Annotated in this window: 10 protein-coding genes and 2 tRNA genes; all 12 read left to right on the top strand. The window is 46.2% G+C overall.

Features of this window, described 5'->3' with window-relative positions; all coding sequences use genetic code 11:
• Positions 1-3: 3 nt before the first annotated feature.
• The 12 genes from mfd to spoIIE all read left to right on the top strand — a co-directional run bounded on the left by mfd (position 4) and on the right by spoIIE (position 12,575).
• Complete coding sequence (gene mfd, locus HWY38_RS00155) at positions 4-3,537, top strand: transcription-repair coupling factor (RefSeq protein ID WP_224181029.1); 3,534 nt, start codon at positions 4-6, stop codon at positions 3,535-3,537.
• A gap of 136 nt (positions 3,538-3,673) precedes the next feature.
• Positions 3,674-4,210: a stage V sporulation protein T gene (gene spoVT, locus HWY38_RS00150; RefSeq protein WP_004264646.1), complete on the top strand. Its 537-nt coding sequence runs from the start codon at positions 3,674-3,676 to the stop codon at positions 4,208-4,210.
• Between the two features lie 168 nt (positions 4,211-4,378).
• Positions 4,379-5,959 carry a polysaccharide biosynthesis protein gene (locus HWY38_RS00145; RefSeq protein WP_224181028.1) on the top strand — a complete coding sequence of 527 codons (1,581 nt, stop codon included), beginning with the start codon at positions 4,379-4,381 and terminating at the stop codon, positions 5,957-5,959.
• Positions 5,949-7,424 (top strand): nucleoside triphosphate pyrophosphohydrolase, encoded by a 1,476-nt coding sequence (mazG, locus tag HWY38_RS00140; protein WP_224181027.1) that lies wholly within the window; start codon positions 5,949-5,951, stop codon positions 7,422-7,424. The genes HWY38_RS00145 and mazG overlap by 11 nt, the downstream gene beginning before the upstream one ends.
• A gap of 1 nt (position 7,425) precedes the next feature.
• Entirely contained in the window at positions 7,426-7,686 is a 261-nt protein-coding gene (locus tag HWY38_RS00135; protein ID WP_007409934.1) for an RNA-binding S4 domain-containing protein, read from the top strand.
• Positions 7,687-7,764: 78 nt separating this feature from the next.
• On the top strand, positions 7,765-8,067 hold the full coding sequence (gene yabP, locus HWY38_RS00130; protein ID WP_004264638.1) for a sporulation protein YabP: 303 nt from the start codon (positions 7,765-7,767) through the stop codon (positions 8,065-8,067).
• On the top strand, positions 8,064-8,699 hold the full coding sequence (gene yabQ, locus HWY38_RS00125; RefSeq protein WP_224181026.1) for a spore cortex biosynthesis protein YabQ: 636 nt from the start codon (positions 8,064-8,066) through the stop codon (positions 8,697-8,699). Before yabP ends, yabQ begins: the two co-directional genes overlap by 4 nt.
• Positions 8,700-8,716: 17 nt before the next feature.
• Positions 8,717-9,094 (top strand): cell division protein DivIC, encoded by a 378-nt coding sequence (gene divIC, locus HWY38_RS00120; protein ID WP_014416730.1) that lies wholly within the window; start codon positions 8,717-8,719, stop codon positions 9,092-9,094.
• Positions 9,095-9,174: 80 nt separating this feature from the next.
• A complete protein-coding gene (locus HWY38_RS00115; RefSeq protein ID WP_004264630.1) occupies positions 9,175-9,561 on the top strand; it encodes a S1 domain-containing RNA-binding protein in 387 nt (128 codons plus the stop codon).
• Positions 9,562-9,718: 157 nt separating this feature from the next.
• Positions 9,719-9,795: transfer RNA gene (locus HWY38_RS00110), tRNA-Met, on the top strand.
• Positions 9,796-9,804: 9 nt separating this feature from the next.
• A tRNA-Glu gene (locus HWY38_RS00105) sits at positions 9,805-9,876 on the top strand.
• Between the two features lie 209 nt (positions 9,877-10,085).
• Entirely contained in the window at positions 10,086-12,575 is a 2,490-nt protein-coding gene (gene spoIIE, locus HWY38_RS00100; protein ID WP_007409936.1) for a stage II sporulation protein E, read from the top strand.
• Positions 12,576-12,624: the final 49 nt, after the last annotated feature.

Here is a 12,624-nt window from a genome sequence, read left to right as displayed (position 1 = left end):
CATATGGACAATATTCAAACCTTTATTAAAGAAAGCGATGATTTTAAATCCATTGTCAACGGTTTACATGAGGGACTGAAGGAACAGCTGCTTGCGGGTCTGTCAGGTTCCGCGCGTTCTGTTTTTACCTCCGCCCTTGCACAGGAAACGAAAAGGCCGATTTTCTTTATCACCCATAATTTATATCAGGCCCAAAAAGTGACGGAAGATCTGACGGCGCTTCTCGGGGATCAATCTGTTTTTTTATACCCCGTGAATGAATTGATTTCTTCAGAAATTGCGGTAGCGAGCCCTGAACTGCGCGCTCAGCGGCTTGATGTCATTAATAGATTAACAAACGGAGAAGCGCCGGTCGTTGTGGCGCCCGTTGCGGCAGTGAGAAGAATGCTTCCGCCGAAGGAGCTGTGGAAAAGCAGCCAGCTCGTCATTTCACTCGGAGACGAAATAGAACCGGATCAGCTGTCCGCTCGCCTTGTAGAGGTGGGGTATGAGCGTTCCGATATGGTTTCTGCACCCGGTGAATTCAGTATTCGCGGCGGAATTATCGACATTTATCCGCTGACGTCGGAGCATCCGGTGCGAATTGAACTGTTTGATACGGAGGTCGATTCCATCAGAAGCTTCAATTCTGATGACCAGAGATCAATTGAGACGCTCAAACATGTGGCGATCGGACCGGCGAAGGAATTGATCATCAGGGCGGAAGAAAAAGCCCGGGCAATGGAAAGGCTCGATAAAGGGCTTGCCGACAGTCTGAAAAAGCTGAAGCAGGACAAACAAAAGGAAATGCTTCATATCAATATCTCACATGATAAAGAACGGTTATCAACGGGACAGACTGATCAGGAACTTGTGAAGTATCTCTCGTACTTTTACGAAAAACCTGCTAGTTTGCTAGATTATACACCGGCAGACACGTTGTTACTGTTAGACGAGGTCAGCCGCATTCATGAAATGGAGGATCAGCTGCAAAAAGAAGAGGCTGAATTTACGACAAGTCTGCTCGAGGAAGGGAAAATTCTGCATGACATTCATTTATCCTTCAGCTTTCAGGAGCTTATGAGCGAAAAGCGGCGCCCGGCTATTTATTATTCATTATTTTTGCGTCATGTCCAGCATACAAGCCCCCAGAATATCGTGAATGTGACAAGCAGGCAGATACAGAGTTTTCACGGGCAGATGAATGTGCTCGCAGGTGAAATGGAGCGCTTTAAGAAATCAAACTTCACCGTCGTCTTTTTAGGCGCAAATAAGGACAGAACCGACAGATTGGCATCCGTGCTGGCTGATTACGAAATTGAAGCCGCAAAAACGGACAGCTCCAAAGCGCTTGTGCAAGGACAGGTCTATGTCATGGAAGGCGAGCTGCAATCCGGTTTTGAACTGCCGCTGATGAAGCTGGCCGTCATTACGGAGGAAGAGCTGTTCAAAAACCGAATTAAGAAAAAGCCGAGAAAGCAGAAGCTGACAAATGCCGAACGGATCAAAAGCTATTCCGAGCTTCAGGTCGGTGACTATGTCGTCCACGTCAACCACGGGATCGGTAAGTATTTGGGGATCGAAACATTAGAAATTAAAGGCATTCATAAAGATTACCTCAACATTCATTATCAGGGCAGCGATAAGCTGTACGTCCCTGTAGAACAAATCGACCAGGTGCAGAAGTACGTCGGCTCTGAAGGAAAAGAACCGAAGCTTTATAAACTGGGCGGCAGTGAATGGAAACGGGTGAAGAAAAAAGTTGAAAACTCCGTTCAGGATATTGCCGATGATCTGATTAAGCTTTATGCGGAACGGGAAGCAAGCAAGGGCTATGCGTTCTCGCCGGATCATGAAATGCAGCGGCAGTTCGAATCTGCTTTCCCTTATCAGGAAACAGAGGACCAGCTCCGTTCCATTCAGGAGATTAAAAAGGATATGGAAAGAGAGCGCCCGATGGACCGTTTGCTTTGCGGTGATGTCGGTTACGGGAAGACGGAGGTAGCCATCCGAGCGGCCTTTAAAGCGATCGCCGACGGAAAGCAGGTCGCGCTTCTTGTGCCGACGACAATACTCGCGCAGCAGCATTATGAAACCATTATGGAGCGTTTCCAGGACTATCCGATTAACATCGGTCTTCTCAGCCGATTCAGAACGAGAAAAGAATCCAATGAAACGATTAAAGGCCTGAAAAACGGAACGGTAGACATCGTAATCGGAACCCACAGGCTGTTATCTAAAGACGTCGTCTATAAAGATCTCGGCTTGCTCATCATTGATGAAGAGCAGCGCTTTGGCGTAACGCATAAGGAAAAAATCAAACAGATCAAAGCTAATGTCGATGTGCTGACTCTTACAGCGACGCCGATACCGCGTACGCTTCATATGTCCATGCTCGGTGTGCGGGACTTATCTGTTATTGAAACGCCGCCGGAAAACCGTTTCCCTGTTCAGACATATGTCGTGGAATACAACGGCGCGCTTGTGCGGGAAGCCATCGAAAGAGAACTGGCGCGCGGAGGACAGGTATATTTCTTGTACAACCGCGTGGATGACATCGAGCGGAAGGCTGATGAAATTTCCATGCTTGTTCCCGATGCGAAAGTGGCATATGCCCACGGAAAAATGACCGAAAATGAATTGGAAAGCGTCATGCTCAATTTTCTGGAAGGGGAATCAGACGTCCTTGTCAGCACGACTATTATTGAGACAGGCGTAGATATACCAAATGTGAATACCTTGATTGTGTTCGACGGAGACAAAATGGGGCTGTCTCAGCTGTATCAGCTGAGAGGACGGGTCGGCCGTTCCAACCGCGTCGCTTACGCGTATTTTACGTACCGCAGAGACAAAGTGCTCACTGAGGTAGCGGAAAAACGGCTGCAGGCGATTAAAGAATTTACCGAGCTGGGGTCAGGCTTTAAAATCGCCATGCGTGACTTGACGATCAGGGGAGCGGGGAACCTTCTCGGCGCCCAGCAGCACGGCTTTATCGACTCAGTCGGTTTTGACCTGTACTCGCAAATGCTCAAGGAAGCGATTGAAGAGCGGAAAGGCGATATTCCGAAAAGCGAACAGTTTGAGACAGAAATCGATATCGAGCTGGACGCGTATATTCCTGAAAACTATATACAAGACGGCAAGCAAAAAATCGACATGTACAAACGCTTCAGGTCAATCGCCACAATTGAGGAGAAAAATGAGCTTCAAGATGAAATCATTGACAGGTTCGGCAGCTATCCTAAAGAGGTTGAATGGCTGTTTACGGTTGCTGAGATGAAGGTATACGGAAAATATGAACGCGTCGAACTCATCAAGCAGGATAAAGACGCGATCAGATTTACCATTTCTGAAGAGGCCAGCGCACAGATTGACGGCCAGAAATTGTTCGAACTCGGCAATAAATACGGCCGGCAGATCGGACTGGGAATGGAAGGGAAAAAGCTGAAAATCTCAGTACAGACGAAAGGCCGCAAAACGGAAGAGTGGCTGGAGACCGTGCTCGGCATGCTGAAAGGCCTTCAGGGTGTGAAGAAAGAAACAATCGCGTCTTCATAAAAATTGTTACTCTCTGGTGTATATTACATTTGATGTGACGGATACTAATTTCAAGCGAGTGGCGGAAGCTACATAAAGTAAAGAGCTTTAGTACTTTCCCTTAAATATCATCACATGAAAGAGAGGCACCAGAGAGATGAAAGCTACAGGTATCGTACGTCGTATTGATGATCTAGGACGGGTCGTCATCCCTAAAGAAATTCGGAGAACACTGCGGATCAGGGAAGGAGACCCGCTTGAAATATTCGTTGACCGCGACGGAGAAGTTATATTGAAAAAATATTCTCCTATCAGTGAGCTTGGCGATTTTGCGAAAGAATATGCAGATGCATTGTATGACAGTCTCGGCCATTCCGTCTTGATTTGCGACCGTGACGCGTATATTGCCGTTTCAGGCAGTTCGAAAAAAGAATTTCTGAACAAAGCCATCAGCGATTTGCTCGAAAAAACGATGGATCAGCGCAGCTCTGTGGTAGAAAACGACGTGAAGTCCGCGCAGCTTGTTAATGACATTGATGAAGATATGAGCTCCTATACAATAGCTCCGATCGTGGCAAATGGCGATCCTATCGGCGCCGTGGTCATCTTTTCCAAGGAACAGGCACTTGGAGAAGTAGAACATAAAGCAGTAGAAACGGCAGCCAGTTTTTTGGCGAGACAAATGGAGCAGTAGGTCTTATTACCATTATTGAAATAAGAAAACGGAGAAAGAACAGCTCTTATACAAGTGCTGTTCTTTTTCATATTCATATGTGCTCTCTATCGGTTCGGCCGTTAGGATTGTGATATAATAAGCTCGTTTTATAGACGTAATTTTCTAGCGGCTGGAAGGAGCTTTTGGATGAACGATTCAGTTGGCGCCAATCGGCAATCGGCATGGAAAGGTGCTTTTGTGCTCGTCGTTGCGGGTATCGTGACGAAGATATTAAGCGCCGTGTACAGGGTTCCTTTTCAGAATATTGTCGGTGACGTCGGATTTTACATTTATCAGCAGGTGTATCCGTTTTTAGGGATCGCGGTCATGCTGTCAACATCCGGTTTTCCGGTAATCATCTCAAAATTAATGAACGATTATAGCGATCATAAACAAAAAATAATGAAAATTTCCGCCCTTTATGTCACGGCGGCCGGACTTGTTCTGTTTGCGCTCATGTATGCCGGCGCGGCGCCGTTGGCCGGTTTTATGGGTGACGTCCGCCTTGTGATGCTGATAAGGGTCGCGGCGTTCGCTTTTATACTGTTTCCGTTTACGGCGGTTTTCAGGGGGTATTTCCAAGGCGTGCATGATATGATGCCGTCAGCCTTATCCCAGATTACGGAACAGCTTCTTCGCGTGGCGGTGCTTCTTGGTTTATCCTTCTGGCTTTTGAAAAGCGGCCGTTCAATATACGCGGCTGGTGCGGGGGCGGCCTCGGGATCAATTGCCGGAAGCTTGGCGGCCCTTTGTGTATTGGCTGTTTTCTGGTATAAGCGGGAAGAAACCAAGAAAGACGGCGGACATATCGAAACGGCCGTCATTGTAAAAAAGCTGCTGCTTTATTCAGTCACCATCTGTATCAGCAGTGTACTCATGCTTTTGATTCAGCTTGTAGACGCCTTAAACTTATATTCACTGCTTTCAGATGGGACGGAGAGCCATGCCGCGAAACGGCTGAAAGGCATATATGACCGCGGACAGCCGCTCCTTCAGCTGGGAACCGTGTTTGCCGTCAGTATCGCCGCGTCATTGGTCCCTTCAATTTCAAAAGCGGTGCATGAGAATAAGCCGTTTATCATAAAAGAGAAAGCAACATCAGCCGTCAAGCTCTGCCTTGCGGTAGGGATCGGTGCATCAGCCGGGCTTTTTTGCATTTTAGAGCCGGTGAATATCATGCTTTTCCAAAACAGTGAGGGGACGCAGACCTTACAAATATTCAGCTTATCTATCTTTTTTGCCTCAATTGCGCTTACGGCAGCCGCGATTCTGCAAGGAGCGGGGCATACCGTTTTCCCCGCCGTATCCGTTTTGGCGGGAGGGGCGCTGAAATGGGTGCTGAATGTTTGGCTGGTCCCCGGCTGGGGTATTACAGGAGCGGCACTGGCGACCGTCTTGGCATTTGCCGCAGTTGCGTGCCTGAATCTCCGGAGAATTTGGTCGAAGGGCTGGCTGACGAATATCGGAGGCGTGATTGCCCGTCTGTGCTGGTGCAGTCTGCTGATGGTCTTCTTTCTGCTCGTATATATGAAGCTATGGCAGTTATTTGTTCCTGTCAGCAGAGCCGGAGCTGTATGTGAGAGTCTGTCTGCGTCAGTCATCGGAGGGCTATTGTTTATTTATTGTATGATAAGAATGAAGATTTTCACGGACGAAGAGCTGAGCGGCCTTCCTTTGGGCAGTGCTTTAAGCAAATTGAAAAAGAGGAGAGAAAAACATGGCAGGTAACATTACGGTCGTCGGCCTTGGCGCCGGAGACATGGATCAGTTGACAGTGGGCGTACATAAGCTGCTGACTCAGGCGAAGCATTTATATATAAGAACGAAAGACCACCCTTTGATTCCGGAATTAGAGCAAGAGACGGAAGCGGACATGCGGTATTTTGATGATATTTATGAAAAACATGATCAGTTTGAAGCGGTCTATGAAGAGATCGCGGACATTCTGTTTGAAAAAGCGAAGCAAGAGGATGTCGTCTACGCTGTGCCCGGGCATCCGTTTGTCGCTGAGAAAACCGTTCAGCTGTTATTTGAACGCCGGGAAGAACAACAGGTAGCTGTTCATACTGCCGGAGGGCAAAGCTTTTTAGATGCCACTTTTAATGCATTGCGAATTGATCCGATTGAAGGGTTTCAATTTACGGATGCGCAAACAATGACGCCGGATGAGCTCGAACTCCGCCATCACCTGATCATTTGCCAGGTTTATGACCAAATGACGGCCTCTGAGGTGAAGCTGACGCTTATGGAGAAACTGCCTGACGACTATGAAGTGGTCATCGTCACGGCAGCCGGAAGCAAAGGAGAAAAGATAACCAAGGTGCCTTTGTTTGAACTTGACCGCAATGTAGAAATAAATAACTTAACAAGCGTGTATGTTCCGCCGATTAAAAAAGAAGAACTCCTTTACCAGGAATTTTCTGCATTCCGAAGTATTATTCGCGAGCTTCGCGGGCCGAACGGCTGTCCGTGGGATCAAAAGCAGACACACCAGTCATTAAAGAAATATATGATTGAGGAATGCTACGAACTGCTTGAGGCCATTGACGAAGAGGACACGGATCACATGATAGAAGAACTCGGGGACGTCATGCTTCAGGTTATGCTGCACGCCCAGATCGGAGAAGACGAGGGGTATTTCTCAATTGATGATGTCATCAGATACATCAGTGCGAAGATGGTCAGACGGCACCCGCATGTGTTTAAGGATGTTAAGGTTCAGGATGAACATGATGTCGTCGCCAACTGGGAAGAAATCAAAAAGGCGGAAAAGCAAACAACATCCTCTTCATTGCTGGATGCCGTGCCGAAAACACTGCCTTCTCTTGCAAAAGCGGCCAAGCTTCAGAAAAAAGCCGCGAAAACCGGCTTTGACTGGGATGACGTTCAGGATATATGGGATAAAGTAAATGAAGAGCTGAAGGAATTTTCTGCAGAGGCTTCCGCCGAATCAGCAGATGAAATCAGCTTAAAAGCTGAATTCGGCGATGTTTTATTTGCATTGGTCAATATCGGCCGATACTATAAAATTGAGCCTGAGGAAGCGCTCGCCATGACAAATGACAAATTCCGCAGACGCTTTGCTTATATTGAGAAAGAAGCGGCAGCAAAGGGACTTGAATTGACCGCAATGTCACTTGAGGAAATGGACAAATTGTGGGATGAAGCAAAAGAAATGGAGAGGAGATTCTGATATGAGACTTGATAAATTTTTAAAAGTATCCAGATTAATTAAACGCCGCACATTGGCGAAAGAGGTCGCCGATCAAGGGAGAATCACCGTTAACGGGAATCAGGCGAAAGCCAGCTCAGACGTAAAAGCCGGTGATGAACTGACGGTCCGCTTCGGCCAGAAGCTTGTCACCGTGAAGGTAAACGAATTGAAAGAAACAACGAAAAAAGAAGAAGCCGCGGGCATGTATACAATCGTCAAGGAAGAAAAACTCGGCGAATAGGCTTGTTCTAAACAAGGCTCCCGCCTCATACAATGCAGTAATAATGCTAAAAGTATCGAGGATATGGGGGCTGAATAGATGAATTCATATTATGAGCAAAAAGGTTCTTCTTCTGTTCCGGAACAGCATGATGTAACGATGAAAGGGAGAAAGCATTTAGACATTTCGGGCGTCAAGCATGTAGAAAGTTTTGACAACGAAGAGTTTTTGCTGGAAACGGTTATGGGAATGCTTTCCGTCAGAGGCGAGAACCTGCAGATGAAAAATCTTGATGTGGAAAAAGGGATTGTATCTATAAAAGGCAGGGTGTTTGACCTTGTATATTTAGACGAGCAGCAAGGGGATAAAGCTAAAGGGTTTTTTAGCAAGTTGTTTAAATGACGCTGACCACCCAATTTTATACGATGCTGGCAATGACCGGTATGGGCGCCTGGCTCGGAGCGTCGCTTGATACATACAGGCTGTTTGTCAGCCGCGCCAAAACGGCCAGATGGCTGTTATTCATTCATGACATTCTCTTTTGGATTGTACAAGGTCTGCTGTTTTTCTATGTGCTGCTCAACGTGAATGAAGGAGAACTCAGGGTATACATTTTCTTGGCTGTCTTACTGGGTATTGCGACGTACCAAAGCCTGTTTAAACGAATGTATATAAAAATACTGAAATTTGCCATTCATCTTGCGGTGTCTCTTTACCAATTAGCAAAAAAGCTCATTCAGCACGTGCTGTTCCGTCCGGTGCTTCTGCTCTTTAAGCTGCTCATCGGGCTGATCACGGTTGTTTCTTTATACTCCTATCGGGTGAGTGCCTTTTTTGCGAAGTGTCTTTTTAAGATCGTAACGTTTTTGCTGTATCCGCTGTTTTTCCTGTTGAAACAATTATTGAAACTTCTTCCTGAAAAGTGGCGTCTTACTTTCAAACGATATTTTCAAAAAAGTGCAGGATTTTTACAAAAGAGCAAGAAACTAATCATAACAATCAGATTGACCATGATACGTATTTTGAAAAGGTGAAAGGAGGACCGTCTGGTTTGAATCTATCTAGAGAACGTACAATAACTGAAATTCAAAACGACTATAAAGAGCAGGTTGAACGGCAATCCCAGCTTATGAAAAGAAGGCGGAAAGGGCTTTTCAGACGGTTGATCGTATTCGGCGCCCTTGTGTTGTTGACGGCTATTGTCTTAGCGGGTTCTCTTTGGTCACAGACCTCTTCCCTTAGCGCAAACGAAGAAAAGAAAGCTCAGCTGGAAAAACAAGTGAAAAAATTGAACGCGAAACAGGCTGATTTAAAAGATGAAATTTCCAAATTAAAGGATGAGGATTACGTCACAGAGCTTGCCAGAAGAGACTTGTTTATGTCAGGAAATGGTGAGATTCTCTTCAATGTAGAGAAGAAGAGCAAGTAGCCTTGTTGACACTTAAATTTTTATTTAGGTATAATTAAACAAACGATCTTTTTATAAGCCTAAGGAGGAGCACTTTTTTTATGTCGATTGAAGTTGGCAGCAAGTTGCAAGGGAAAATAACAGGTATTACAAATTTCGGAGCATTTGTTGAATTGCCTGGAGGCTCAACCGGTCTCGTTCATATCAGTGAGGTAGCCGATAATTATGTAAAAGACATTAACGAGCATTTAAAAGTCGGCGATCAAGTTGAAGTGAAAGTCATCAACGTTGAAAAAGACGGGAAAATTGGTTTATCAATTAAAAAAGCTAAAGACCGTCCGCAAGCCAGACCTAGAAATGATTTCCGTCCGAAAGAATCTTTTGAACAGAAAATGAACAAGTTTCTTAAAGATAGCGAAGACCGCTTATCATCTTTAAAACGAAACACGGAATCAAAACGTGGAGGGCGCGGAGCAAGAAGAGGATAACTTGCTGCTTTCTATAAATACATGGAGCATCCGTCTATCCCAGCGGGTGCTTTTTTTGTATGTGTCCGTATAGTCAGAAAATTAAAACTTTAAAGTTCCTGTTGACGGAATGAAGAAACCTTTGTATTATATAACTTGTGCTTATAAGCACCTATATGGCGGTGTAGCTCAGCTGGCTAGAGCGTACGGTTCATACCCGTGAGGTCGGGGGTTCGATCCCCTCCGCCGCTACCATATATATATGGCCCGTTGGTCAAGCGGTTAAGACACCGCCCTTTCACGGCGGTAACACGGGTTCGAATCCCGTACGGGTCATCAAGCGAATCGGCTTCTGTTGCAGAAGCCGGTTTTTTCATATTTAGACAACTTTTTGAGAAATGTCGGAGGAAATACGAAAGGAAAGGGGAACAAGGGAGAAAGCGTCGAAGAGTTCTTTGGAATTGTTACCTTCTTTTGACAAAATCCTATCTGGGCTTTCATTTATAATGACAAGCAACGAATAAAACAGGTGGGGGATGAGAGCAATGGAAAAAGCGGAAAGAAGAGTGAACGGGCCGATGGCGGGACAAGCTCTGGAAAAACTGCAATCGTTTTTTGAAAAGGCGGCAAAGCTTACAGTCCATCAAGCGCATTCACTTTTTTTCTATAAGGGTTTCATTTATGTCGTGATCGGTTTTTTACTTGGACGGGCTTTCATATTATCTGAGGTTCTTCCGTTTGCGCTGCCGTTTTTCGGAGCGATGCTTTTGATCAGAAGAGATAAAGCCTTCTATGCTTGTCTGTCTTTACTTGCGGGCGCTTTAACCATTTCGCCGAAACACTCTTTATTGATTCTCACAGCTTTGGCCGTCTTCACTCTATTTTCAAAAATCGGTACATATATCGTGCAGGACCGGGTGAAGATGCTGCCGATCGTGGTGTTTTTCTCTATGGCTGCCGCGAGAATCGGATTTGTTTATTTTGAAAGCGGCGCTTTTACCACCTATGATTATGTGATGGCTGTTGTCGAGGCGGGCCTGGCCTTTATTTTGACGCTGATCTTTTTGCAAAGCCTGCCGATCTTCACGATCAAAAAAGTGAAGCAATCGTTAAAAATAGAAGAAATCATCTGTTTTATGATTTTGATCGCATCCGTTTTAACCGGGCTTGCCGGTGTTTCATTTCAGGGAATGCAGGCTGAGCATATCCTGGCCCGCTATGTCGTGCTGAGTTTTTCCTTTGTCGGCGGGGCAAGCATCGGCTGTACGGTCGGTGTTGTGACCGGACTGATCCTCGGGCTTGCGAATATCGGGAATCTCTATCAAATGAGTCTGCTTGCGTTTTCCGGGCTTCTTGGCGGGCTGCTGAAAGAAGGAAAGAAAGCCGGAGCCGCAGTCGGATTAGTGATCGGCTCACTGCTGATTTCATTATATGGAGAGGGGTCTGCCGGATTAATGACCACTCTTTATGAATCATTGATTGCCGTTGTTTTGTTTTTGATTACGCCCCAATCGATTACGAAAAAGGTGGCGCGATACATACCGGGCACTGCTGAGCACAGTCAGGAACAGCAGCAGTACGCGAGGAAAATCAGAGATGTCACCGCCCAGAAAGTAGACCAGTTCTCCAATGTGTTTCATGCCTTGTCGGAGAGCTTCGCCACCTTTCATCAGACGTCTTCCGATGAGCAGGCGGAAGAAGGGGAAGTGGATCTCTTTTTAAGCAAAATCACCGAGCATTCCTGCCAATCCTGCTATAAGAAAAGCAAATGCTGGGTTCAAAACTTTGATAAAACATATGACTTAATGAAACAAGTTATGCATGAAACAGAAGAAAAACAGTATGCCTCAAACCGCAGATTAAAAAAGGAGTTTCAACAGCACTGTTCCAAATCCAGACAGGTGGAAGAGCTGATTGAGGACGAACTTGCCCACCATCACGCCCATCTGACACTGAAGAGAAAAGTTCAGGACAGCAGAAGGCTTGTTGCCGAGCAGCTGTTGGGAGTTTCTGAGGTCATGGCGGACTTTTCTCGGGAAATAAAACGGGAGAGGGAGCAGCATTTTATTCAGGAAGAACAAATGATAGAGGCGCTTCAGCATTTCGGAATCGAGATTCAGCATGTCGAGATATACAGCTTGGAGCAGGGCAATATTGATATCGAAATGACAATCCCGTTCAGCGGAGGACACGGCGAGAGTGAGAAAATTATCGCCCCGATGCTGTCTGACATTCTTGAGGAGCAGATACTTGTCAAAAGCGAACAGCACTCGACTCATCCGAATGGCTACAGCCATGTCGCGTTCGGTTCGACCAAGTCGTACCGGGTATCGACAGGCGCGGCTCATGCGGCAAAAGGCGGCGGCCTTGTCTCCGGAGACAGCTACAGCATGATGGAACTGGGGGCGAGAAAGTATGCGGCCGCGATCAGTGACGGCATGGGCAATGGGGCGAGGGCCCATTATGAGAGCAATGAAACGATTAAGCTGCTCGAAAAAATTCTCGAATCAGGTATTGATGAAAAAATAGCGATCAAAACGATCAACAGTATTCTGTCTTTACGGACGACAGACGAAATCTACTCAACTCTCGATCTTTCTATCATTGATCTTCAGGACGCAAGCTGCAAATTCTTGAAGGTCGGCTCAACGCCGAGTTTTATCAAGCGGGGAGATCAAGTCATGAAAGTGCAGGCCAGCAATCTGCCGATCGGCATCATCAATGAATTTGATGTGGAGGTTGTAAGTGAACAGTTAAAAGCGGGAGATCTGCTCGTCATGATGAGTGACGGTATTTTTGAAGGGCCGAAGCACGTTGAAAACCACGACCTGTGGATGAAGCGGAAAATGAAAGGGCTGAAAACCGAAGATCCGCAGGAAATCGCTGATATATTAATGGAAGAGGTCATCAGAACGCGTTCCGGCCAAATCGAAGACGATATGACGGTGGTTGTTGTCCGGATTGATCACAACACGCCGAAATGGGCTTCCATCCCGGTGCCGGCGGTTTTCCAAAATAAAAAGGAGATTTCTTAATCCTTTCGTATAAATCACTTTCCTTCTGGCGAAGATGGGACTAATCGTA

The organism is Bacillus sp. KS1 (assembly GCF_020075515.1).
In the GTDB taxonomy this organism is placed as follows: domain Bacteria; phylum Bacillota; class Bacilli; order Bacillales; family Bacillaceae; genus Bacillus; species Bacillus velezensis.
Note: the sequence above shows the minus strand (reverse complement) of the source record. Positions and strands in the feature narration are given on the sequence as shown.

Bases quoted from the DNA above. Each gene is read 5' to 3' on its own strand.
- HWY38_RS00135 (WP_007409934.1), top strand. From the start codon at position 7,426: ATGAGACTTGATAAATTTTTAAAAGTATCCAGATTAATTAAACGCCGC.
- spoVT (WP_004264646.1), top strand. From the start codon at position 3,674: ATGAAAGCTACAGGTATCGTACGTCGTATTGATGATCTAGGACGGGTC.
- yabQ (WP_224181026.1), top strand. From the start codon at position 8,064: ATGACGCTGACCACCCAATTTTATACGATGCTGGCAATGACCGGTATG.
- mfd (WP_224181029.1), top strand. From the start codon at position 4: ATGGACAATATTCAAACCTTTATTAAAGAAAGCGATGATTTTAAATCC.
- HWY38_RS00115 (WP_004264630.1), top strand. From the start codon at position 9,175: ATGTCGATTGAAGTTGGCAGCAAGTTGCAAGGGAAAATAACAGGTATT.
- mazG (WP_224181027.1), top strand. From the start codon at position 5,949: ATGGCAGGTAACATTACGGTCGTCGGCCTTGGCGCCGGAGACATGGAT.
- spoIIE (WP_007409936.1), top strand. From the start codon at position 10,086: ATGGAAAAAGCGGAAAGAAGAGTGAACGGGCCGATGGCGGGACAAGCT.
- HWY38_RS00145 (WP_224181028.1), top strand. From the start codon at position 4,379: ATGAACGATTCAGTTGGCGCCAATCGGCAATCGGCATGGAAAGGTGCT.
- yabP (WP_004264638.1), top strand. From the start codon at position 7,765: ATGAATTCATATTATGAGCAAAAAGGTTCTTCTTCTGTTCCGGAACAG.